The sequence below is a fragment of the Niabella terrae genome (genome assembly GCF_054783135.1).
The window spans coordinates 194,125-218,256 of record NZ_BAAGRD010000042.1; the positions used below are offsets into that span (position 1 = coordinate 194,125).

General features: G+C 49.7%; 14 protein-coding genes. 11 read left to right on the forward strand and 3 right to left on the reverse strand.

What is annotated here, in order from left to right:
• The first annotated feature begins 2 nt into the window (after positions 1-2).
• Both ACYVI9_RS18710 and ACYVI9_RS18715 read left to right on the forward strand, forming a co-directional pair.
• The gene (locus ACYVI9_RS18710) at positions 3-3,152 is read left to right on the forward strand and encodes an error-prone DNA polymerase (RefSeq protein ID WP_460767899.1); all 3,150 of its coding nucleotides are present in this window, start codon (positions 3-5) and stop codon (positions 3,150-3,152) included.
• A gap of 724 nt (positions 3,153-3,876) precedes the next feature.
• Complete coding sequence (locus tag ACYVI9_RS18715) at positions 3,877-5,058, forward strand: ATP-binding protein (protein ID WP_460767902.1); 1,182 nt, start codon at positions 3,877-3,879, stop codon at positions 5,056-5,058.
• 110 nt (positions 5,059-5,168) lie between these two features.
• Here ACYVI9_RS18715 and ACYVI9_RS18720 read toward each other — a convergent pair whose 3' ends face one another.
• A complete protein-coding gene (locus ACYVI9_RS18720; protein WP_460767905.1) occupies positions 5,169-5,516 on the reverse strand; it encodes a hypothetical protein in 348 nt (115 codons plus the stop codon).
• Between the two features lie 162 nt (positions 5,517-5,678).
• On the opposite strand from ACYVI9_RS18720, the gene ACYVI9_RS18725 reads away from it, so the two are divergent.
• The 6 genes from ACYVI9_RS18725 (at position 5,679) to ACYVI9_RS18750 (ending at position 10,757) form a co-directional block, all read left to right on the forward strand.
• The gene (locus ACYVI9_RS18725; RefSeq protein WP_460767908.1) at positions 5,679-6,020 is read left to right on the forward strand and encodes a single-stranded DNA-binding protein; all 342 of its coding nucleotides are present in this window, start codon (positions 5,679-5,681) and stop codon (positions 6,018-6,020) included.
• A 38-nt stretch (positions 6,021-6,058) separates the two neighbouring features.
• A complete protein-coding gene (locus ACYVI9_RS18730) occupies positions 6,059-6,442 on the forward strand; it encodes a single-stranded DNA-binding protein (RefSeq protein WP_460767911.1) in 384 nt (127 codons plus the stop codon).
• Between the two features lie 113 nt (positions 6,443-6,555).
• On the forward strand, positions 6,556-7,023 hold the full coding sequence (locus ACYVI9_RS18735) for a JAB domain-containing protein (RefSeq protein ID WP_460767914.1): 468 nt from the start codon (positions 6,556-6,558) through the stop codon (positions 7,021-7,023).
• Positions 7,024-7,151: 128 nt separating this feature from the next.
• A complete protein-coding gene (locus ACYVI9_RS18740; RefSeq protein ID WP_460767917.1) occupies positions 7,152-7,553 on the forward strand; it encodes a hypothetical protein in 402 nt (133 codons plus the stop codon).
• Positions 7,520-8,719 carry a relaxase/mobilization nuclease domain-containing protein gene (locus ACYVI9_RS18745; RefSeq protein ID WP_460767919.1) on the forward strand — a complete coding sequence of 400 codons (1,200 nt, stop codon included), beginning with the start codon at positions 7,520-7,522 and terminating at the stop codon, positions 8,717-8,719. The genes ACYVI9_RS18740 and ACYVI9_RS18745 overlap by 34 nt, the downstream gene beginning before the upstream one ends.
• Positions 8,720-8,741: 22 nt before the next feature.
• Positions 8,742-10,757 carry a YWFCY domain-containing protein gene (locus ACYVI9_RS18750; protein WP_460767922.1) on the forward strand — a complete coding sequence of 672 codons (2,016 nt, stop codon included), beginning with the start codon at positions 8,742-8,744 and terminating at the stop codon, positions 10,755-10,757.
• Here ACYVI9_RS18750 and ACYVI9_RS18755 read toward each other — a convergent pair.
• Both ACYVI9_RS18755 and ACYVI9_RS18760 read right to left on the reverse strand, forming a co-directional pair.
• Positions 10,748-14,401 (reverse strand): hybrid sensor histidine kinase/response regulator transcription factor, encoded by a 3,654-nt coding sequence (locus ACYVI9_RS18755; RefSeq protein ID WP_460767925.1) that lies wholly within the window; start codon positions 14,399-14,401, stop codon positions 10,748-10,750. The genes ACYVI9_RS18750 and ACYVI9_RS18755 overlap by 10 nt on opposite strands.
• Before the next feature lie 108 nt (positions 14,402-14,509).
• Positions 14,510-16,390 carry a rhamnogalacturonan lyase gene (locus ACYVI9_RS18760; protein ID WP_460767928.1) on the reverse strand — a complete coding sequence of 627 codons (1,881 nt, stop codon included), beginning with the start codon at positions 16,388-16,390 and terminating at the stop codon, positions 14,510-14,512.
• Positions 16,391-17,110: 720 nt separating this feature from the next.
• Here ACYVI9_RS18760 and ACYVI9_RS18765 point away from each other — a divergent pair.
• The 3 genes from ACYVI9_RS18765 to ACYVI9_RS18775 are packed head-to-tail and all read left to right on the forward strand — an operon-like array spanning position 17,111 to position 24,061.
• Positions 17,111-19,315, forward strand: coding sequence for a fasciclin domain-containing protein (locus tag ACYVI9_RS18765; RefSeq protein ID WP_460767931.1), 2,205 nt, complete (start codon positions 17,111-17,113; stop codon positions 19,313-19,315).
• 12 nt (positions 19,316-19,327) lie between these two features.
• Positions 19,328-22,579: a SusC/RagA family TonB-linked outer membrane protein gene (locus ACYVI9_RS18770; RefSeq protein ID WP_460767934.1), complete on the forward strand. Its 3,252-nt coding sequence runs from the start codon at positions 19,328-19,330 to the stop codon at positions 22,577-22,579.
• A 12-nt stretch (positions 22,580-22,591) separates the two neighbouring features.
• A complete protein-coding gene (locus tag ACYVI9_RS18775) occupies positions 22,592-24,061 on the forward strand; it encodes a RagB/SusD family nutrient uptake outer membrane protein (protein WP_460767937.1) in 1,470 nt (489 codons plus the stop codon).
• Positions 24,062-24,132: the final 71 nt, after the last annotated feature.

Genomic DNA, 24,132 nt, shown 5'->3' on the forward strand with positions numbered 1-24,132 from the left:
TTATGGAACAGTACACAGAATTACAGGTAACCACAAATTTCAGTTTTTTAAGGGGCGGTTCCCATCCTGAAGAGCTGGTCACCCAGGCGGCTGCCCTGGGCTATCCGGCTATTGCCATTACCGATCATAATACCCTGGCCGGCGTGGTCCGGGCCCATACGGCGGCCCGGGCTGCCGGCATCCGCATAGTTGTAGGCTGCTGTCTGGATCTCCAGGATGGACCTTCTTTGTTGGCTTATCCTACTGATCTCCCCGCTTATGGGCGGCTTTCGGGTTTACTGACCCTGGGGAACCGACGTGCTGAGAAGGGGCAGTGCCTGCTGTACAGAAAAGATGTATATGCGCATAAGGAAGGCCTTTTATTCGCGGTGATCCCGCCACCCGCACTCAACAGTGTTTTTGAATATGAGTGCGCATTTGAACAGGCATTAGCCGATTATCAGCAACATTTGAAAGGCCAGGTTTATCTTTCGGCCGTCCGCAGTTACCAGGGTGATGATTTTAAAAAATTGCATCAGTTGGCCCTGCTCGCCGGCCGTTTTAAGATGCCACTGGTGGCGACCAATGATGTGCATTACCATGAACCGGAACGCCGGCCCCTGCAGGATATCCTTACCTGCATAAGGGAAAAGAAAACGATTGATACGGCAGGCTACCTGCTTTGTCAGAACGCCGAGCGTTACCTGAAAACAGCCAGGGAAATGCAAAGGCTGTTCCGGCAGTATCCGGATGCCCTCAAAAGAACCGGGGAAATCCTGTCCCGCTGTAATTTCTCACTGGATGAACTCAAATATGAATACCCCAGGGAAATTACCACAGCAGGTCGGAGTCCGGATGACCAGCTGGCATATGATGTCTGGCAGGGTGCCCTGACCAGATTCGGCGACCCCATACCGGATAAGATTGCTGCTTCCATCAAGTATGAACTTGCTTTTATACAGCGGAAAAATTATGCGGCTTATTTTCTTACGGTTTATGATTTTGTACAGTTCGCCCGAAACAGGCATATACTGTGTCAGGGAAGGGGATCTGCGGCCAACTCCGTGGTTTGTTATTGTCTGGGCATTACTTCCGTGGATCCTTCAAAATTTAAATTATTGTTTGCCCGTTTTATGTCAGATGCCCGGGATGAACCACCGGATATTGATGTGGATTTTGAACATGAACGAAGGGAGGAAGTGATGCAGTATATCTACAATAAATATGGCCGGGACCGTTCGGGTATCGTGGCGACCGTCACTCAGGTACATTATAAGGGGGCCGTAAGGGATGTGGCCAAAGCCATGGGTATGAGTACCGATATGATCGATCAATTGGCCGGATGCAGTGGCACCCATGGAGAAGGGGTGCATTGGGACCGGTTGCAGGCAATCGGTCTGGATCCCCGGGATCCAGCCTTACGTCAACTGATGGAACTAACACAGCAGTATATGGGTTTTCCGCGGCAGCTGGGTCAGCATACCGGTGGCTTTGTGATTTCCCAACAGCCGCTGTCTGCCATTTGTCCGATACTCAATGCCCGGATGAAAGATCGTACCAATATCGAATGGAACAAGGATGATATTGATGCCTTGGGACTCCTGAAAATAGACGTACTGGCACTGGGTATGCTGACCTGTATCCGTAAATGTTTTGATCTTGTACGGCAACATTATGGCCGGGAACTGACCCTGGCAAATATCCCACAGGACGATGCGGAAGTCTATAAGATGATCAGCCAGGCGGATACCATTGGGGTGTTTCAGATCGAGAGCCGGGCGCAGATGTCGATGCTGCCCCGATTGCAGCCGAATTGTTTTTATGATCTGGTCATTGAAGTCGCTATTGTCCGGCCCGGTCCGATTCAGGGCAATATGGTGCATCCCTATCTGCGGCGGCGTAAGGAAAAAAAGCCCATAACCTATCCTTCCAAAGCCCTGGAGAAAATCCTGAGCCGGACACTCGGTGTGCCTTTATTTCAGGAGCAGGCAATGGAAATTGCAATTGAAGCTGCTGGTTTTACGCCCACAGAAGCGGATGCACTCCGAAGAAGTATGGCGACTTTCAAGGCCAAGGGAATGGTGAGTAAGTTTAAGGAAAAGCTGATCGGAGGGATGGTGCAGAACGGTTATGAGCGCTCCTTTGCCGAACAGGTATTCAGACAGCTGGAGGGTTTTGGCAGTTATGGATTCCCTGAAAGCCATGCCGTCAGTTTTGCGTTGCTGGTGTATATTTCCAGCTGGTTGAAATACTATTATCCGGATGTTTTCGCCGCCGGTCTGCTGAACAGTCAGCCCATGGGTTTTTATGCGCCGGCCCAGATTGTAAAAGATGCCGAAAGACATGGTGTAAACGTGTTGCCGGCGGATATCAATTATTCCGACTGGGACCACCGGCTGGAGCAGCAGGAAGGGGGCGGTTTTGCCCTGCGGCTGGGCTTCAGGCAAATTAAAACTGTGGCAGAAGGGGAGATGCGGGCCCTGGTAGCCGCAAGAAGCAGTCATTTTCAATCGCTGAATGCCCTGCTGGATATACCGGTCTCGGTAGCTGTGTTGGAGAAACTGGCGGATGCTGATGTGTTTCGATCTATGGGATGGGACAGGCGTAAAGCACTCTGGCAGATCAGCGCCCTTAAGGACCATCCCCGGGGGATCTTTAAGGGGCAGCCTTCGGCATCTGCATTTGAATCCCCGGTAGCCCTTCCTGAAATGCATTTATCAGAACATGTATTACAGGATTACAGTAGTACTTCCCTGTCGCTAAAAGCGCATCCCCTGCATTTTTTCAGAAAAAGACTCCAGGCGAAACAGGTCCTGTCAGCCGTTGCCCTCAAGGAGCTACCGGATGGCGCTCCGGTAAAAGTAGCCGGCCTGGTATTGGTGAAACAGCGACCGGGTACCGCCTCGGGTATTTGTTTTATAACCCTGGAAGATGAGACAGGAACCGTGAACATCGTGGTCTTTGCGCAGAAATATGAAATTTTCAGAAATGAAATCCTTTCCTCCAGACTGCTGGTCGTATCAGGCAGATTACAGAAGGAGGGGGCCGTAATTCATGTGATTGCGGAAATCTGCTATAATGGCAATCAATTGTTGAGTACCCTGAATCAGTCCCGTCAACCTTCCGGTCAAAAGATCGAAATTCCTTTTCCCGAAGGAAGAAGTTTTAAGTAGATAGATATTTTAAAGTTTTCGGGAAATAGCTGTATCTGTTGAATTCTAAGCTTTTATAGGGATAATCATAAAAGACGGGTAATGATTCGGGAACGGTGCTTTTATCTAGCTCGAACGGAAAATCCTTTTTCGAGTTGCAATATTTTCAGGTATTGGAAGTTAACTATCAGCGTTCGTTGATTTAGTGAATTGTCCTAGCTCCTTAAAAGCCAGGACAAAAATTTAAAATCAGTTATGTCACAGTAAGTTTAATATTATGGCAAAAATGAGAAGTCTATTCAGGGAAAGCTACATTTCACAGAACTGCAGCAAACTATTGATGTCTATTGCTCATTCATTAATTTCCTTTTTATAAAATGAATATTATACTTAAAGCATCAAATCAGAAAAATGGCCGTCGTCGATGCTAGTATACGGACGACTGCACGAAAATCTGCCTGATAAAATTGATATGAGGTGCCATAAATAGTAGATTGCCTGATTCCTAAAGTAAATTAGAATTAGCAAGTAATTGCGGGGTATTAGCTATTTTCCAGGCTTATATCAGTTATTTATCTTGAAATTAGTTCCCCAAAACCGCAATCTTACCGAGAAAATGCATATAATATTGAGCCATAGTTATAAAATTAGTTAGCAGGGCAAAGTCGATCGAACAGCCACCGAAGATTGCATCTGAATATTATTTTACCTTGTAAATCGAGTATTATGTGCTATATTTGCAAGGATGATAATACGTGAATCTGAAGCCGCAGTCAGACAATTACTGGATGAATTTCCAGCCGTAGCTGTTTTGGGCCCGCGTCAAGTAGGTAAAACTACTTTGGCTGAAGCCATATCAGCATCTTTTCAGCCTCCGCCTGTTTATTTAGACTTGGAGACTCCTTCAGATCAAGCGAGGCTAAAAGACCCGGAAGCCTACTTTGAATTACAGAAAGATAGTTTAATCATTCTGGATGAAATTCAAAGGGTTCCTGAACTGTTTCAGGTGCTTCGCGGTGTTATTGACCGTCGCCGCAGGGAAGGCCGCAAGACGGCACAATTCCTTATTTTGGGATCTGCTTCTCTTGATTTACTGAAGCAATCTTCAGAAAGTTTGGCTGGCCGCATTGCTTCTAAAGAATTGCCAGGCCTTACGGTTTCCGAAATCAGCCAAATAGAAGGTGCCAAACAGGATCAGTTATGGCTCCGGGGAGGCTTCCCCGATAGCTTTTTAGCAAAGAGCGATGAAGCCAGCCTCCGATGGCGGGTAAATTTCATAAGTACTTATCTTGAGCGTGATGTACCACAATTTGGTACACGTATCCCGGCAAACAGTTTACGGCGACTTTGGACAATGTTGGCGCACAATCAGGGTGGGCTCGTAAACGTTGCGCAACTGGGTGCCAATCTTGGCGTGTATGCTACCACTGCTAAACGATACATCGAATTGCTGGAAGATTTGTTACTGATCCGGTCATTACGCCCCTGGTCCGGTAATGTTGGAAAACGTCTGGTTCGAACACCGAAAATATATATCCGTGACAGTGGCTTAACGCACGCTTTGTTGAGCCTGACTACACTGGATGACCTGTTAGGCCATCCAGTGATAGGTGCCAGTTGGGAAGGTTTTGTGGTGGAGAACCTTCTTTCCTGTTTGCCTGTCGGCGTAACACCATGGTTTTATCGTACATCGGCAGGTGCTGAAATAGACCTGGTACTAGAGCTAAGCCCCAAAGAAAGATATGCCATTGAGATTAAACGCTCTCTAGCCCCTTCCGTATCAAAAGGATTTCATTTGGGATGTGAAGATATTGCCGCAACCAGACGATTCCTTGTTTATCCCGGTAAAGAGCGCTTTCCTACCACTCATGATATTACCGTTCTGCCTTTGGCTGATTTGATGGATGAATTGCGTAACACCAAATAACGGGAGGAATTCCAAATCACGAAGTTTCTTCTATCACATACTATACATCATTCATTAGCATATTCTGTACATTTTTAATTACGTGTAACAGCTTGTGGCTCTGAAGGGGATTATTTAAAGCTTTTGATGATTCTGATATGTGAATGATCCAGCTGCCGGAACGCATAATCATAACAGAAAAAATAAGTGTCACCCCGGGACTTCGTGATCCAGTGATGGGTATGATAGTCAAACTCAAATCCTTCACGGATCAGTTTTTCACGGTGAACGATATTCTCCTCTTTTCTGGGATCGTAAAGCCGCTTTAAAATACGACGGTTCCTCTTCAGCAGGGTATCAATCCTGCCGATTTCTTTTTGCTCTTCACTCTTCAGCGCATTATAATAATTATCCTTACAACCCGAATCGCAAAACTTTTTATCCGTACGCCCTTTGGTGATAGGTTTCTTGCAAGACAAGCATATTGCAATTGCAGAAGGCATAACCAAAGATACAAAAAACAGCCACATAGCCGTGTTTACACGGGTATCCCCCGCAAATACCCGGGTATTATTCTTTTAAGGCTGCTTCACCACTGCATCTTCGTGTCGGCTTTTTCCTTAACGCTAAAATTAAATGACATGAAAGACAGGCAGATTATTTTGGAAGGATTTGTAGGTCAGGATCCACAGTTCAATGATTTTTTACGTACACAGAAAACGCTGGTAACAGTAGCGATTCACCATTCCTGCCGGACCAGGGATGGTTCCCTGGAACGAAAAACTACCTGGTATAATGTCGTCGCCTGGGATGAAATGGCCCACTACGCTTACCGGCATTTTGTAAAAGGCAGCCGCATCCGGGTAGAGGGAACCCTGCGCCGGTACTATTATACCGATCAAAAAGGTTTGTCCCGTTCCTATAGCCAGATTATTGCCCGGCGCCTGAGTTGTCCCGGTAGCATGAAACCGGGACTTCAATAACAATGCATCATTTTTCCTAATTATAAAACATATCAATTATGCAAACGATTATCGGACGCATCACCACAGATGCACAAGTGAAGACAGTAGCGGATGACCGTGAAATTATTGAGTTTACCGTTGCGCAAAACGATTATTACAAACCCAGAAACAGCACCGAAGCCAGAAAGCTGACCAATTTTTTCAATTGCAGTTACTGGATGGGTTCGGGTCTCGCCCCCTTCCTCACAAAAGGGACATTGGTAGAAGTCATCGGCAGACTGGGCATGGAAGTATGGAATAACAAGGAAGGTGAAGCCCGGGCGGCACTGACCCTGCATGTACAGCATATCCAGTTGCTTTCCAGGGGCACCCCATCCGAAGAGACTGCTGAAATGGAGGAAGAGGAAAGCGATACCGAAAAGGAACAATTGCCTTTTTAAGGATCGGCTCCTTTCGCCCCGGGAGCTAAAACAAAGGGGCGATTTTTGTATTTTTTATTGGAATGTAACCGGTGATCTGTTGCAGGTTGATCCCGGTATTAAACAGACAGGCTATGAATCTAAAACAAAATTTACTGCCGGGCGAAGTGGCCGAAATCGCCCTGGTATATAAAACAAAAGTCAGGGCCGAGGATCGGCTGCAGGTAAGGAATGCCTGTCAGATGGCCCATATTTTCAGAAATGTATGGAGCGAGGATCTTATTGAACTGCTGGAGGAAAGTAAGATTCTGTATCTGAACCGGGCCAATAAAGTACTGGGCGTCTTTCCGCTTTCCACCGGCGGTGCCAGTGGTACCATTATCGATATCCGGCTGGTACTGATTGCCGCCCTGCGGCTGCATGCCTCCAATATTTGCATATGTCATAATCATCCTTCGGGCAACCTGCAACCCAGTCAGGCTGACCTGTTGGTAACGGAAAAAATAAGAAAGGGCGCTGCCTGCCTGAATCTTAATTTACTCGATCATATTATACTCACCCGGAACGGGTATTATTCGATGGCGGAACAGGGTACCTTCTGAACAGGTGCCCGCCAGCCCGTTGTAATCACCCTGCCATTATTTGGCAGGGTGTTCTGTTGCTGGCGCTTCCTGCTACTATATTCGCTATTGCAAGGACAAGCCAGGAGGCTGAACTGGCAACAAATCATATGAAACAACAGAAGACCATTTACCGGGAAGTTCGGATCTGTTTAACGCCTGAAAAATACGAAAAAGTGCAGCAGCTAATGGCCGCTTCGACCTGTCGCAGAATAAATCAATACATTCGCCAGGTTGCATTGCAGGAACCGGTGACGATAAAATATCAGGACGAAAATACCGGCCAGATATTGTCGGCGATAAATTCAGTTTCTCGCAGCATATCGGCCATTGCCTTTGAACTGCATGAACTGCAGCTCCGGACCCTCCGGTCGGTAAACCTGCGCCCTGCCGACCTACAGGAAGTGGCACTGGCCACCGGACAGGGAAAGGACAGCCTGCATGAACTAAGTCAACAATTACATCAAATCCGAGCAGCATGCTTGCTAATATACGATTCCCCCTCCGGCTGATTCCGGTGGTGGACTACCATGAAAATAAATGCAGACGGGGAGTGGCGCAGTTGATACATGCGCATGGCTTCTGCCAGCTACCGCAGCAATTGAACAGGTTGGATAAGATGGAACCCTTTCAAAGGCTGATGCAATTGAATCATACGGCAAAATACCAGGTGATCCATATATCCTTGAATTTTTACCCCCGGGACCAACCAAAATTACATCCATATTTCCTGACCCATCTCGCGGATGAATTTATGTTCCGTATCGGATTTGGCGATCAACCCTATCTCGTCTATGAACACCGGGACGCGCTTCATCCCCATATACATATACTGTCCACCCTGATCCTGCAGGATGGCATGAGGCTCTTCGTCGATTTTGGACAGGGGCGGGATACCAAACGGATATGCAGGGACCTGGTACAGCGGTATCAGCTGGCTACAGATAATGAACCGGAGCCTGGACCCAGGCAACCAGAAGGAAAGGAAGCGGAAATTGTACCATCGGCGCAGATCGGAACCACCCAAAGCATTTCCCGGGCCCTGGATCAGGTCCTGGATCACTACAGATACAGTAATCTGGAAGAGCTGAATGCCGTGTTAAAACGCTTCAATGTACTGGCCAGCCGGGGGAGGGAGAACAGCCGTATGTACCAATATCGAGGCCTGGTTTATTTTATCACGAATGAGAAAGGGGAGCGGCGAACCCTGCCGGTTAAAGCCAGTAAGCTGAAAGCAAAACCCACACTGAACTATATAGAAGAGAAGATCCGGCAATACCAGCAATTCAGGGCAGGTGACCGCCTGCAATTGCAGGCAACACTGCAATGGACGCTCCAGCGCCAACCCCGGCTGCTGTCGGATTATGCCGCCAGTTTGAAAAGAGAGGGTATTGACCTGCTGGTGCAGCGAACTGCGGACGGTGGTATCGCCGGCTTCACTTATATAGATCATCGTCATAAAACCGTATTCATGGATCGGGACCTGGAGGCATCCTACCGGTCTGCCTGTCTCCTGGAACGTTTTTCCGACCAGCGCGATAGAGAATCTGATCGCCAAATCAATCCGGCTCAAAATAGAAGGCCTGGGCTGCAGCGGGTGCCCCTGCCAGATAAGGCGCAGGCGCTGACCTTGAGGGGGGAGCGGCCGGATGAAATGCAGCTGGCAGCTGAACCTTAGTTTTTACAACAACCCCGGAGGCATGAGCACCAATGAGCATGAAGCCGCGTTGCGGAATATTATAAATATGACACGCTGGATCAGCGTCGCATTATTAGTCCTGCATCTCTATGACAGCTGCTATATTTTTTACCAGGCGCAGGGGTGGCGCCTGAGTGCCACCGATCGTTTGCTCGCGCAATTGCACCGGACCGGTCTGTTCCGGAACTTTCATCTGGCCAAAATTCTGGCCCTGGTATTTCTGTTACTATCGGTACTGGGTGTGAAAGCCCGAAAGGGGCCGGACTATAATTACCGAACCAGTATCAGTCTGACGGCGAGTGGACTGCTCCTGTATTTTGCCAGTGCTGCCCTGCTGTTACTGCCTTTGGACTACAGGCAGCTGAGCCTGCTGTATACCGGCGGCACGCTGTCGGGCTATCTGCTGGTGATGAGCGGTATAACGATCTTGTTTCGTATGATAAAAGACCGGCTGAGCGGTGATCTGTTTAATAAGGATAATGAAACCTTTCCACAGGAAGAGCGGCTGTTGACCAATCCCTATTCCATCAACCTGCCGACCCGTTACCGGCTCCGGGACCAGATCAGAAAGGGCTGGATCAATATCATCAACGCGTTCCGGGGCGGGATCCTGTTGATGGGGCTGCCCGGCAGTGGAAAAACCCTGATCGCTAAAGAAATCCTGCGGCAGCAAATCGCCCGGGGCTATGGGCTCTTCATACATGATTTCAAATACCCGGACCTGACCCTGGTGGCCTATAATGAAATGCGCCGGTATCGGGACCGTTTCAAAGGACAGGTGGAATTTCATGTCATCAATTTCGAAGAAATGGGGGAGCGGGCCAATCCGCTGGCACCAGATACGCTGCATTCCATTACCGATGCGGCCGCTGCCGCCCGGTCCATCCTGTTGGGGTTGAACCAGGACTGGATGCGCCGCCAGGGCGATTTCTGGGTAGAGAGCAGTATTAATTTTACGACGGCGCTGATCTGGTACCTGCGGCTGTATCAGGACGGACGTTACTGCAGCCTGCCGCATGTGATTGAACTGGCGCAGACATCGCTGGATAAGCTCTTTACGCTGCTGGCTGCCGAGCCCAGCCTGGAAGTACTGGTGATGCCCTTTGTCCGGGCCTATGAACAGGATGCCGCGCGGCAGTTGATCGGACAGATTTCAGGGGCAGCGATCAGTCTGGGCACCCTGGCCAGCGCGCATCTGTATTATGTGCTTTCCGGTAATGAGTTTGACCTGCGCATCAATGACACCGGGCGACCCAAAATTATCTGTATTGCCAACAATCCAAGGGTCGCCCATATTTATAGTCCTGTGATCTCTTTGTATTTAAATACCCTGCAGCAATTGCTGCAACCCCAGCAGGAGCAGCCCTGCGGTATCCTGTTGGAAGAGTTTGCCAGTATTTCCTGGCATAATGCAGATAAATTTTTATCCGTCTGCCGGAGTTTTCTGGTCAATGTTACCCTGATCATACAGGATGCCAGCCAGTTGATCCTCCACTACGGGGAAAAACAGGCCCGGGTAATTCTTTCGATGGCTGGTAATATTATTTCCGGTCAGGTAACCGGCGATGCGGCCCGTCAATTGTCGGAAAGGTTCGGTAAGATACTGCAGGAACGCCGGAGCCTGACGGTCAACAGTTCCGACAGTTCCGTGAGTACTTCCCGTCAGCTGGAATATGCCATTCCGCAATCAGCGATTGCCAGTCTTTCGGCCGGTGAAGTGGTAGGCGTAGTGGCCGATAATCCCGACCAGCCCATCGAACGGAAAATGTTTCATGGGCAACTATTGCACGATTTTAAGAAAATCAAAGCCCGGGAAGCGGCCTATCAGCCCCTGCCCGTGCGGGAAGTGGACCGCCGGAAAATCCAGGAAACCTTTCTGCAAATCAAAACAGAAGTGCGGCAATTGGTCGACGAACAGTTACAGCTGATCCTCCAGACGCCAGGTGCCCGGATTATTGGCCAGGCGGCGGATAGGAGCCGGGTTCCGGAAACCGGCATCGGTCCGGATCAGGAATGAATAATACCGGGACGTTGTTGCTGCAGGCTGTACTTTTTAGGGGTAGTGCCATACTGCTTCTGGAAGATCCTGCTGAAGCTGGTCGAATCGGCATATCCCACCATATAAGCGATTTCGGTGACTGAAAGCTGTCCCTCCGCCAGCAGGCCGGCCGCTTTATGCAACCGGATGGTGGTAATGAATTCATGTACAGACTGATCGGTCAGCGCTTTTAATTTCCTGTAGAGCTGGGTTCTGCTCATGAAAAGTTTGGAAGCCAGCCATTCAACATTGACTTCGGTCTCCGCCATATGGGAACTGACCAGATCCGTCAGTTTCTGCAGAAAGGATTGGTCGGCAGCATTCAGACCCACCGGATGGCTCAGGGATTGCGGATGCTGACTGAAATATTCCCTGAGTTTGCGGCGGTTGTCCAGTATACTCTGAATCCGCGCGGATAGGACCGTCATACTGAAGGGTTTGCTCACATAAGCATCGGCACCCGTCTGATAACCTTCCAGTTCGTACTGTTCCGATTGACGGGCCGTGAGGATGATCACCGGAATATGACTGGTCTTTTCATCTGTCTTCAGCATTTCACAGAGTTTGAGACCGCTGATTTCCGGCATCATGACATCGGTGACAATCAGGTCCGGAATTTCGGTGACGGCCCGTTCCCATCCCTGCCTGCCATTAACGGCTTCTATGATGGTATATGTTGCGCTGAGCTGTTGGTGAATATAGGTTCTGATATCATCATTGTCCTCAATCACCAGCAGGATGGGCTGGGTCGGGCGCGTTTTTACCGCAGCAGGCGCCAGGGCTTCTTCAGGAACCGGGGGGCAGTCCGTCACCGGATGCTGCGCGCCGACGGATGGCTGATCCAGGTTTTTCAGGGTGAAACTGAAAACGGTTTCCTGCTCAGGTACACTCTGCACTTCAATGATGCCCTGGTGCAACTGCACCAGTTCCCGGGTCAGGGACAGGCCTACGCCGGTGCCGGGTTCCTGCTGGTTTTTCCCTGACTGAAAAAACGGATCAAAAATATGCGGCAGGTCTTTTTGCGGAATGCCGACCCCATTGTCCCTCACGGTGATCCTTACCTGATCCGGCAGGGCGCTATCGGCCTGAACCGATATGGTAATCCGTCCGTCTTTTCGTGTATATTTAAAGGCATTGGAAACCAGGTTGTACATGATTTTGCCCACCAGGTCCGCATCGAAGTCCATCTGGATTTCCTCGGGACTGGTTTCAACGTTAAATTGAATCTGCTGCTGGGTGGCTTTAAAATCAAAAGCCGCCGCCGTATTTTTAATAAAGGCGGCAATGTCCTGTCGCTGGGGATGCAGCGGCATTTTTCCGGCTTCTATTTTCCGGAAGTCCAGGAACTGGTTGATCAGTGCCAGCAGCCGCTGGGCATTGCGGTGCATGATATCAAAATGAAACCGTTGTTTTTCGCTGTTGCCCTTCATGGACAACAGGGACCGGAGCGGATCAATGATCAGGGTCAGCGGGGTCCTGAATTCATGTGAAATATTGGTAAAGAAATTGGATTTCAGCTGATCCATTTCCAGTGCTTTTTCGGCCTTCAGTCTTTCGATCAGTATCTGCCGGTGATAACGTTGTCTCAGATGCACCGCCCGGATGATCAACCCCAGCAGCAGTAAGCCCGTCAGTATATAGATCAGGTAGGCCCACCAGGTCAGCCACCAGGGTGGCAGTACCCTGATTTCCAGGATCGAGGGTTTTGGATTCCAGGAGCCGTTACTGTTCGAGGCCTTTACTTTCAGATAGTATTTTCCCGCAGGCAGGTTGGAATAACTGGCGAAACGTCTGGAGGCATTGGTATAAGTCCAGTCCTTATCCTGTCCTTCCAGTATATAGGCGAATTGATTTTTCTGGGGATCTGAAAAATGCAGGGCCGCGAACTCGACGGAAAAACTCCGGTCCTGGTGGGTCAGGGTGATCGATTGCGTCATGTACAGCGGATGCTCGAGGATCCGCCGGCCGTTAATCGTATCTCCGATATTGACCGATTTATTCAGTACCTGCAGTGAAGTGAATACCACTTTAGGCAGGTAGGGATTATTGACGATCTCAAGGGGTTTGAAATTGACAAAACCCTTGGTCGTTCCCAGATAGATGGTGGCGGCGTAGGGGTCGTAAAAACCCGAACCATTGATAAATTCGTATTCTTCATCCGAACTGCCGACAGAATAATTCTGTATCGCCCCGGTTTTGATATCCAGTTTGGACAGGCCGCTTTTATGGGCCAGCCAGATACAGCCCCTGAAATCCGGCAACACTTTGGTGATATAATGATCTGCCAGTCCGTCGTTGATGGTATAGACGGTAATACTGTCGGTGCGCGGATTGATGCGGTACAGCCCATTGGCCGATCCTACCCAGATGGTACCCTCATGATCTTCGGCAATGGAGTAAATCCGTTCATCTCCTGTCTGGGATTTGGAACCCAGGGCCGCATAGACCACAGTATCCGTCCAGTGATGATCCACCGGATCCCTTTTCAGTTGAATGAGACCGGAGTATTCTGTTCCCAGCCAGAGATTGTTCCTGGAATCAAAAAACAGGTCACCGGCGCCGGAAATCGTATAAGGCTTAATGTACTGATCCTCCATCCGGTCTTCGGAGGGCAGGTATTTTAATATGCCCTTATAATAAGCAATCCAGATTTCGCCGGTGAGCGGGTCTTCGGCAATGGCATGGAACCGGGTATAATTGGCCGGGCTCTGTGCGGTATAGTAAGATCGCAGGGCTCCGGTCGCAGGATTGAATTTATCCAGCCCATATCTTTTTCCTACCCAGATATTACCCCGGCTGTCCCTGAAAAGGGCTTTGATATTTTCTCCCTTCGAAGCGACCAGCCGCTGGTCGCCCGTGCTGCGGTCCCGGAAGAACAGACCGTCTTCTTCCGTGCCCAGCCAGATACCTTTGGGACCGGTACATACAGACATAACGGCCATCGCCATTTCGGGTTTCTGGGCGGAATGCAGGGGCACGGAATTGAATTTCCCCGAGCTGAAATCCAGCTTATTGACGCCGCCGAATCCGGTGCCAAACCAGAGTATCCCCATATTGTCCTGATAAAAACAATTGATGTTGATATCATTCAGGCCTCCCTTATGCAGGGCCGTATTGCCAAAAACAAAATGTTCTTTGGTGGAGGAAAGATGATAGGGGCCGAATAAGGATTGCAGCAGGCCGGAAGCATGCTGCATCTGTTCAAAATCCCGGACCCGGTTCACGGAATCCCTTAATGCCGGACTGAGCTCGGCCAGTGCAAAGCGGGTGAAATTATCTGATTCATAATTGTAACGGCAGACAATTTTATTGAAGGTCGTGACCCAGATAATGCCTTTTTCATCTTTGAACAAGTGATGCACCCGGCTGCTGGATAAGGAAGTGGTATCACCGGGTATACTGCGATAGACTTTAAATTTATAGCCGTCATAACGACAGAGCCCGTTCATGGTACCGAACCACATGAATCCGTATTTATCCTTGACGATCCCCCTTACAGTATTCTGAGAAAGTCCGTCTTTGGTGGTCAGGTATTCAATATTACCCTGTTGCGCGCTGACGCTGGTACAGACCCCGGCAAGACCCGCCATTAATAAAAACCATATTCTCAGATAAACAGTCATGTATAAGCAAACTTATCTCTTACAAATATAGAATTCCTGTCAGGAATAGGCTGATTTTCTGAGCGACCGAACCGAAACAGCAGGCGCCGGCCTGGATTTTACCCGTCATCAGTTTTGCCGCCGGGTATCCGGATACCGGATCCGGGGCACTGGCAAAGTTTTTATACCCGCTCCCAGAAAGAAACTAGTATGTGCCGGCTGGTTATAGGCCACATTCTGCCAGACGATACCCAATCGATACTGGGGGTCATGCATCAGGGTATATATTTTATGGGTATCGGGCAGGGGACTGGTGAATATCCGAAGCTCCCGGTTGTCCCGGCTGCGGTAAATCAGTTCTTCCCGCCAGTCACCCCAGATATCGGCCGCCAGGACCGGGTTCGCCTTACTGCCATTATTGGACAGGCAGCCATAGGCCGCGGTATTCAGCAGGGGTGTACTGCGGCTGTTCTGATAGTCCCATTTATCCACCCGGGTGCCGTTCAGGACTTCACGCAACAGGTCGCCATCCCAGTAAATACCCATATTACAGGCGGGCGTCCGGTCGGCAATCTGATGTCCTTTGGCATCAAAAAGACCGGTGATACCGGCACCGGCCACCCAGTTCTCATTTCCCGGGTACCGGGGATCGATATCGAGTGACAAGCCCCGACCCGGCCCCTCACCGTCGGCCCCGGCCTTTACGGAAGGTTTTTTCCAGTAGATTTTTCCGGTTGCGGCACTGCGAAAACTGGCCCCGGCGTCGTCAAAACGTTCCTGTATGGCAAATACTTCCAGTCCCGGGATCGAAGGATCCAGATCTGAGACATGCATGGCGTCTCCATGACCCAGTCCCGTACTGTAAAGCCCCCGGCCATTATCGTCGATACACATCGAACCATAAACGATCTCATCCCTGCCATCCTGATCCACATCGGCGATGCTCAGGTTGTGGTTGCCCTGCCCCGCGTAAGCAGCATTGCCGGGTTGGTCACTGTCAAAAACCCACCGGGACCGGAGTTTTTTTCCTTTGAAATCCCAGGCTGCAATCACCGTACGGGTATAATATCCCCGGCACATGATCAGACTGGGGTGGATACCATCCAGATAGGCGACTGCCGCCAGGTAGCGGTCAGAGCGGTTGCCCCGGCCATCGCCCCAGATTTTTTTCAATTCGGCGGCGTCGGGTTCCAGTGAGCTGGTGGAGCGGGGCGGTATATAATTTACGGTATGCAGGGCGGCGCCGCTGCGACCGTCAAAAATGGTCAGGTATTCGGGACCGGCAAGAATATGACCCAGGGGGTTGCGCCAATGCCGGCTGCTGTCGCCGATAACCCTGCCGTTGCCGTCCCGGGTACCGTCTGCCGTTTTCAGGGCCAGTTCTGCCCGGCCATCGCTGTCCAGGTCGTAAACGATAAACTGGGTATAATGTGCGCCCTCCCGGATATTCTCACCCAGATTGATGGTCCATAGCAGGGTGCCGTCCAGCTTATAGGCCTGGATCAGGGGCGGATCGGTAAATCCTGAATGGCTGTTATCATGTCCCTTGCCGGCCACGTGCAGGATGATTTCATACTGGCCGTCACCGTCCAGATCACCGACAGACCCGTCATTGGCGGTATAACCTTCCGGTATTTGCAATGCGATGCGGTGGTAGGGCGTCTTTTGCTGTTGCAGGGTATAGCTGTTTGCGGCAGTCTGTTCCGGTTTTTCTCCGGCGCCGGTAACGATATAGGTGGGCAGGACCGTCGTATCAGCAGGGCGGTCCAGAAAACAGGTCGCTGAACGGATGGGTTCCTGATTGAGTTTTCGAACCTGGCCCCTGACCTTTTTATAGAGGTCGAAGGCTTTCCCGGCAGGTTCGGTACCCAGGAGGCGCCAGCTCACCAGGATATTACCCCGGGTATCCGGTACCGCCACCACACCGCGGTCCAGTCTTTCCATAAATCTTTGGGCGGTAAGGGCCACCGCCATATGGAGGCCGATCAGTAATAAAATGTATTTTGACATGACAACATCGTTTGCCGTAAATCTAGTAAAGACCCCCGCAATACAGAGGTTCCCCTGTTCCAAAAATCTGACAATTTGATACATGCCCCTGGAAACATAAAGTTAAGTAATTGATATTCAGTTATAAATGAATTTATATGGCCAGGTGTTTTTCTGAAACAGGTCCGCGCGCCCATTGCCATACCTGCGGCCCGCTATGCGATATATTTAACCATTATTGCACAGAAAATCAATCTGATATGTCAGGTAATCTGTCTGAAAAAATGAGGTAGGGCGGGGAAGGTAGGTGCGGTCTTTTCAGTCGTCACCAAGGCCCGGAAAGGGTATGCTAAGACCGGAAATACCGGATTTTGAATCAATCAGCGGGTTTTTTGGTACGATTTGCCGGTCCTGAAAAATTATACGGGGGGAGATTTGTAGTGCTTCTGGAGGCTGCATCGTCAGTTTCGTCCAGGTCTTCCGAAGCGATTGCGAACATAAACCAAATAGGAGCGGGAACTGAGAATACCTGTGACTATTTATAAACCATCATCGTGCTGAAAAGAAAGTGGGAATGAAAAAGGAACAACCGGTAGCTTGTTGAAATTGTACTTCTGAAATCAAAGCGATCTGCCCGTACGCCTTCCGCTTCTTAAGCCGGATCATATTAAACTCTATTTGCCGGGAAACGATTGGAATTTTCGCCAGCCGGTAATGGAACCTGTAAATCTATATTTATTCATGAAGCGACAAATCCTATTTGGCTTGCCGGTCATCCTGGCGTTTTGGGTCATCGGTTGCAGCAAAAAATCCTTTGACGAATATTATGCAAGGCCGGACTGGCTGGCACAGCCTATTTATCAGCAGCTGGATTCGATGGGTGATTTTACTGGTTTTCTGGCCTGTATCGACCTGTCTGGTTATAAGAATACCCTGGGATCCGCGAGTTCCTGGACCGTATTTGCACCTACTGATGCTGCCTTTGCGCAATATTTTCAGGAGCAGGGTCTTTCCGGTATTGCAGATATTGACAAGGAGACGGCTGAAAAAATAGTAAGGGCGTCGATGGTATATGATGGCGAACGACTGGAAAAACTCAACGACAATTTTTCCTCCAAAGGATGGATTGAGGGATTTGCCTTCCGGAGAAGGAGCGTGTACTACGATTTTGTGGAAACTGAAACCAATGCCGGCAGGACAAGAAAGATTATCAGTACCAACCGGGGCGCTGATCAGAACTATGTCGCCACCGAGAACAATAATAAGCACCTCAGTTATTTCTTCGACAGCTATATGCAGCCCAGAAGTCTGGGGGCTGCAGATTATAATGCCTTTTATCCCAATGCCACTTATACAGGGCTCAATATCGGGCCGGCCGCTATCGACCCGTCCAGAAGCAATATCGTGGCAGAGAACGGTTATATCCATGTGGTGGACCGGGTATTGCTCCCTGCAAAGAGTATAGATCAGTATTTGGGTACGGCCAATGCTTACAGCGCCTTTAAGGATATCCTGGACCTGTTTGCCACCTATACCTATAATGCAGATGTCTCACATCGCTATCAGGTACTATCCGGCACGGCTGACAGTGTTTTCACGAAAGGTTATACGGGTATTGCACTCGCCCTGAATAATGAAAATTATACCAAGGAAGACGCCAATGATGCCCAGGTAAATAATTTCTCCGTCACCATACCCGAGAACGCCGCCGTCAACAGCTACGTAAAAAGGGTGCTCCTTCAATATTATCCTGCCGGAACGACGGTGAGGGACCTGTTTTACAGTAACAGCAATATTCTTTCAGAATTCCTGAACGCCCATTTTTACAATACCCAGCTCTGGCCTTCCCGGTTTGAAAACGAACAGAATATTTCGGGAGAAAAAACCAAAATATCCAAAGCCAATATCCGCGAGACAAAACTGCTGAGTAATGGTGCATTCTACGGCGTAGATGCCTGTCAGAATGCAGATGTATTCCAGTCGGTATACGGGAATGTCCTCCTGGATCCGAAATACCGGCTGATGGATATCGCCCTGCAGCGGATCGGCATGAACCTGACCCTTAAAATTCCGACACTGCGGTACCTGCTGGTACTGGTATCAGATGCAGAACTCAACCGGATGGGATTTGAATATGATGCTTATAATACCACCGATCCGATCCGGTTCCGGGGCGGCAATGGCAGTCCTGCCATGCGGGAAATCCTGCTGTATCATATTGTACCCCTGGGAAGCGACGCCCTTCCGGATCTCAGCGGGTCCGGCGTACTGGAATCCTATGCGGGCGAATATATCAGGTTTGATCACAATAAATTGTATTCCAGCGGTACGATGGATTCCCTGGTTCAGCATGTACAGGTGGATTCAATTAGTATCGGTGATGCGCAGTCGGGTCCGCTGAATGGCATGGCGGCATACAGCAGCGGTGCACTCACTTCTTCCAAAATAAATATTGCAGACTATTTTAAGAATGCAGGTGCAGAATCGCCCGATTCACCTTTTTATCTTTTCTACCAGTACCTGATTCACACCGATCTCTATTCCGCATCTGACGGTAAAATCAATGGTGTGGAACTGGGGGCCAATTATACCATGCTGGTGCCCAATAATGCCGCCATGGCGCAGGCCATTGCGAACGGCGATCTGCCAGCTTCAGACAGTCCGGGAGGACAGGGAGAAAAAGACCAGGTGAAATTGTTTATCCTCTACCATATCCTGAAAAATTCCTTTGCAGTCGATGGAAAAAAAACAGGGGTATTTGAATCCCTGTGTAAGGATATCGATGGAAATGCACAACCGGTAACGGTAGTGGCAAATACGACGGATCAGTTACAGGTGCAGGACAATCTGGGCAATACGATCAGTGCGGATGTTGCCAACAGCAATCATCTGGCACAAAGGGTTTTGGTGCATTCTATGAACGGTTACTTAAAAAACGGGCTTTAATCTGACGCAATTATGAGAAACTTATTAGTAATACTGAATTTGGTGGTAACCGTTTGTATGGCCATGACCGCTCAGGCGCAGGATCAGGAATCGACCGTATTGAGAGGACGGGTGACAGATAAGGCGACCAGGGAACCGATTGCCGGCGCTACCGTTACCCTTATCGACAGCGAAGACAGAACCCTGTCTTCTGCGGTCAGCGATGTCGAGGGTAGTTATATTCTGCGCTATACCGGTAGCGGGCTCCGGCTGACGGTGACGCATACCAGTTTTAAGGAAATCAAACCGATTCCGGTGCGGTCGCAGACGACGATCAATGTGGCACTTGAATCCAGTCAGAACACAATGGAAGAAGTGATCGTGATAGGTGAAAAAAGAATCGATGACGGTACCGGAATGGGCCTTTCCAAGGTACGCAATACTTCTGCGATCGCTTCCATCAGTATGAAGGAAATGGAAGAAATGCAATCAGCCTCCATCGACCAGGCCCTGCAGGGACGTCTGGCAGGGGTAGATATCAGCACGGTATCAGGGGATCCTGGTGCCGGCATGTCCATTCGTATTCGTGGTACCTCTTCCTTAAACGGTGCTTCCGATCCGTTGATTGTGGTGGATGGGATGCCCTATGATATCACCATTCCCGATGATTTTAACTTTGCCACTTCTGATGACAATGCCTATGGGCAGCTGTTGAATATTGCGCCTTCCGATATTCAGGATATCACGGTGCTGAAAGATGCGGCTGCTACGGCCGTCTGGGGCTCCAGGGCGGCCAATGGGGTACTGGTGATCAATACCAAACGCGGTACCGTCAGCCGCCCCACCTTAAGTTATAATTTTAAGGGATCCCTGTCCCGGCAGCCCAAGCCGATTCCGATGCTGAACGGGAATCAGTACACGACCCTGTTGCTGGAGGAATATTATAATGCCGGAAGACTGTTTTCTACTTCAGAAAATGCCCAGCAGTTCCAGTACGATTCGAATAATACCTATACCTATTATAATTTCAGCAATAATACCGACTGGATCGAAGCGATTACCCAGACCGGTTATTTTCAGGACCATAATCTTCAAATCCGCGGTGGTGGGGAGAAGGCAAGGTATGTGGCCTCACTGGGATATTTTAACCAGCAGGGGGTTACCCGGGGCACCGGTACCGACCGCCTGTCTGCCAGGGTCAATCTGGATTATATTGTTTCGCAGCGGATCAGTTTTCAATCCGATGTGTCCTATACCCATGTGGCCAACGACATGCTGTATTCCCGGAGCGTCCGCGATGTGGCTTACCGGAAAATGCCCAACCAGGCGGTCTGGGAATATGATGAATACGGAAATCTGACTGGTAACCTGTTTACGCCGGTCAGTACGGCACAGGGGACTTACTCGGGTACCTATAACCCGCTATCGATGGTCACCAATGCCATCAATAAACAATTGGGGGACGTCGTGGTCAGCCGGTTCAGCCTGCGGTACAACCTGATTCCCCGGGTCCTGTTGCTGCGATCCGATATGGCACTCAATATCAATAATAATAAAACCAAAAACTTCCTCCCGCAGATTGCGACGGGCCGTCCCTTTACGGAATCTCAGGTAAACAGGGCATCGGATGCGGACTATGACCGCTTTACCATGAGTACCAAAACCAACCTGCTGTTTACACCCCGACTGGGGCCGGATCATTTGTTTACGGCAAACCTGTCCTTTCAGACAGATGAAACCCGGTATACCATTCAGGGGCTGGTAGCTACCAATACCGCATCTTCCTACCTGCAGGATCCCAGTGTGCCTGCCCGGACCTTGACAGGGTCTGCCAGTTCATCGACGACCCAGTCCCGTGCTGTCGGCGCACTGATTCAGGGTAACTATATGCTGAAGAACCGATACATATTTGCCGCCAGTCTCAGAGCGGATGGCAGTTCCCGTTTCGGACCGGAAAACCGGTATGGCATGTTCCCTTCCATATCCGGCGCCTGGCGGCTGGGTCAGGAAAAATTCCTGCGGGATATCGAAGCCATCGATGATATAAAACTGCGGGCCAGCTGGGGCCGGAGCGGTAATACACCCCGGAACGATTACAGTTATATTAATATATACCGGACTTATGACTATGCCTACCTGGGAGAAAACGGGGTCTATGCTTCGAATATCGAGCTCTCGGATCTGAAATGGGAAACGGTCACCCAGCAAAACTTTGGTCTGGACGTAGAACTGTTCCGGGGACTGCTGATTTTTGGCGGTGAGATCTATAAACGCCGGACGACGGATTTGATGATGAGCGGCATCCAGATTGCGAGTTATAACGGCTTCAGCTCTCTGACGATGAATGTCGGTACCATGGATAATAACGGCTGGGAGGCCAGTCTCAGCGTGAACCCGATAAGAACCAAGAAATGGAATGTCCAGTTCAATTTTAATATTGCCCATAATGAGAACCTGATTCGGGAGATTTCACCACTGTATCCCAGAGAGAATGCCCGGAGTTCCCTTAAGAACAAATCCTTCTTTACCTATTTTCAGGAGGACAATCCTTTTGGTTCCTTCTACGGGTTCCGGTACATGGGTGTCTATTCCGACAAGGCGGCTACCGTGGCCCGGGATGATCAGGGACAACCCATCATTGGCCCGGATGGGGAGACCATCTACATGCGATTCAATTATCCGTCGGTTGATTATGTGTTCCAGCCCGGGGATGCCATCTATGATGATATCAACCATGACGGGGTCATTGATCAGAAGGATATCGTCTACCTGGGCAACAGCAACCCCAGTCTGACCGGTGGTTTCGGGTTTTCCGTACGTTATAAAAACCGGTTGAAATTAAGCACTTTCTTTAACTACCGTCAGGGACTGGATGTGATCAACGGCACCAAAATGAATACGACCGATATGCTCGGCTATAACAACCAGAGCACGGCTGTTTTGAGAAGGTGGCGGAACGAAGGCGACCTGACCGATATCCCGAGAGCGATTTACGGATCCGGCTTCAATTCCCTGGGATCCAGTCGCTATGTTGAGGATGCCTCCTTTTTAAGATTACGGACCCTTACCCTGAAATATGATTTCAGCAAATCCCTGGTGCAACGGATCGGCATCGCTGACCTGAGTACCTATGTGACCGTGGAAAACCTGCTGACTTTTACCAGGTACACCGGGCAGGATCCCGATGTAAGTGTGCGGATCAAAGATGCTTTTTCAACCACCATAGATTATTCCATGACGCCACCGCTGAAGACCGTGACGCTGGGACTTTCGATCAGATTTTAAAAACAATGTATTATGAAAAGGATTTTCAGATATATATGGATTATTGCGCTGCTGCCGGGTCTGGCGGCCTGCAATAAATGGCTGGACCTGCAGCCCCAGGACGGGATTACCAAAGCGGAGTTCTGGAAGACCAAGGAAGACGTAAAAGCCGCCCTGACGGGAATTTATTCTTCGCTGAACAACGGTGGGGTGGAAGAACATATTTTCCTTTGGGGTGAATTACGGGGTGATATGATCCTGCCGACATCCTATGCAGACGATGATTTCCGGTTTGTGAAGAATATGAATATTCTCAGCACCAATATTATGGCAGACTGGAGTGATTTGTATGGCACCATCAATGATTGCAACCTGCTCCTTGATTTTGCGGGCAATGCCAAATCACAGGATCCGACTTTTTCTGATTCACTGTACAATGCGTATATGGGTGAAGCATTGACGGTCCGGAGTCTGCTTTATTTTTACCTGGTCCGGACCTTCCGTGATGTTCCGTTAAAACTTACCGGCTCCTACAGGGATACCGATATTCAGCCCACGCCCAAATCCGGCGCCGATCAGGTACTGCAGCAACTGATTACCGATCTGACAGCTGCCCAGCAGATGGTGCCCGACTATCATGAAGCACCGCAGCAACCCAATGAAACCGAGTCTGTCATCAACAAGGGTCGGATCACGCGTCCTGCGGTAACGGCCCTGCTGGCCGATGTATATCTCTGGAATGAACAATACGACCGTGCAGCGGCGGAAGCCGACAAGATTCTGAACTCCGGACGCTACCGGCTGATCGGCCGGGCCGATCTTAATATTTTCAATGGCGGCAGTTCCGAAACCATCTTTGAAATCAGTCATAAGAATTCGGCGGTCAATCCCCTTTTTGTAATGGCTGCTGATACCCGGAAGGCATTTGTGGTGGATAATATGTTTGTCAATACCGACATTTTCAGACCCAATCTGGAAGGCGATCTGGAAGCCCGGGACAGTCGGGGCGAGGGATATTTATTCAATAGCGGCGGCGGCATTGAAAAATTTGGTACCGAGAATCCCAGTTATTATAATTTTCAGATCTACCGCATTTCAGACATCATGCTGATCAAAGCCGAGGCGGCCAATGAACAGGGGCGGGGCGCGGAGGCACTGGCCCTGCTGAATACCCTGCGAACGGAACGGGGCGCGCTGCAGGCAACCCATAAAGAGCTTGACCCCGGTGACAGCGAAGGCATTACCCAGTTTATCATGGAGGAAAGGGCGCGGGAACTGGCTTTTGAGGGAAAACGCTGGTTCGACCTGCTCAGACTGGCAAAGAAAGAAAATTATTCCAACCTGGATGTTTTGACGGACCTGGTCTCCAAGACGGCGGATGTCACCGTTCAGCAATCAGCCATCAATAAGATCCAGGATCCGGATAGTCACTATCTGCCGATTCTGGAGACAGAAATATTTAAAGATCCTTCACTGACCCAGAATCCCTTTTACCTGCAGTAATCATGTAACGGGTACGGTATAAAAGGAAACGGTTCAGGAATTAAACTGTTAACATGTCATCTGACCCAACC

What these genes read in the sequence shown, in the direction of transcription:
- ACYVI9_RS18775 (WP_460767937.1), top strand. Translation starts at nt 22,592, where the DNA reads ATGAAAAGGATTTTCAGATATATATGGATTATTGCGCTGCTGCCGGGT.
- ACYVI9_RS18725 (WP_460767908.1), top strand. Translation starts at nt 5,679, where the DNA reads ATGAAAGACAGGCAGATTATTTTGGAAGGATTTGTAGGTCAGGATCCA.
- ACYVI9_RS18740 (WP_460767917.1), top strand. Translation starts at nt 7,152, where the DNA reads ATGAAACAACAGAAGACCATTTACCGGGAAGTTCGGATCTGTTTAACG.
- ACYVI9_RS18730 (WP_460767911.1), top strand. Translation starts at nt 6,059, where the DNA reads ATGCAAACGATTATCGGACGCATCACCACAGATGCACAAGTGAAGACA.
- ACYVI9_RS18710 (WP_460767899.1), top strand. Translation starts at nt 3, where the DNA reads ATGGAACAGTACACAGAATTACAGGTAACCACAAATTTCAGTTTTTTA.
- ACYVI9_RS18745 (WP_460767919.1), top strand. Translation starts at nt 7,520, where the DNA reads ATGCTTGCTAATATACGATTCCCCCTCCGGCTGATTCCGGTGGTGGAC.
- ACYVI9_RS18735 (WP_460767914.1), top strand. Translation starts at nt 6,556, where the DNA reads ATGAATCTAAAACAAAATTTACTGCCGGGCGAAGTGGCCGAAATCGCC.
- ACYVI9_RS18750 (WP_460767922.1), top strand. Translation starts at nt 8,742, where the DNA reads ATGAGCACCAATGAGCATGAAGCCGCGTTGCGGAATATTATAAATATG.
- ACYVI9_RS18770 (WP_460767934.1), top strand. Translation starts at nt 19,328, where the DNA reads ATGAGAAACTTATTAGTAATACTGAATTTGGTGGTAACCGTTTGTATG.
- ACYVI9_RS18755 (WP_460767925.1), bottom strand. Translation starts at nt 14,401, where the DNA reads ATGACTGTTTATCTGAGAATATGGTTTTTATTAATGGCGGGTCTTGCC.
- ACYVI9_RS18715 (WP_460767902.1), top strand. Translation starts at nt 3,877, where the DNA reads ATGATAATACGTGAATCTGAAGCCGCAGTCAGACAATTACTGGATGAA.
- ACYVI9_RS18760 (WP_460767928.1), bottom strand. Translation starts at nt 16,390, where the DNA reads ATGTCAAAATACATTTTATTACTGATCGGCCTCCATATGGCGGTGGCC.
- ACYVI9_RS18765 (WP_460767931.1), top strand. Translation starts at nt 17,111, where the DNA reads ATGAAGCGACAAATCCTATTTGGCTTGCCGGTCATCCTGGCGTTTTGG.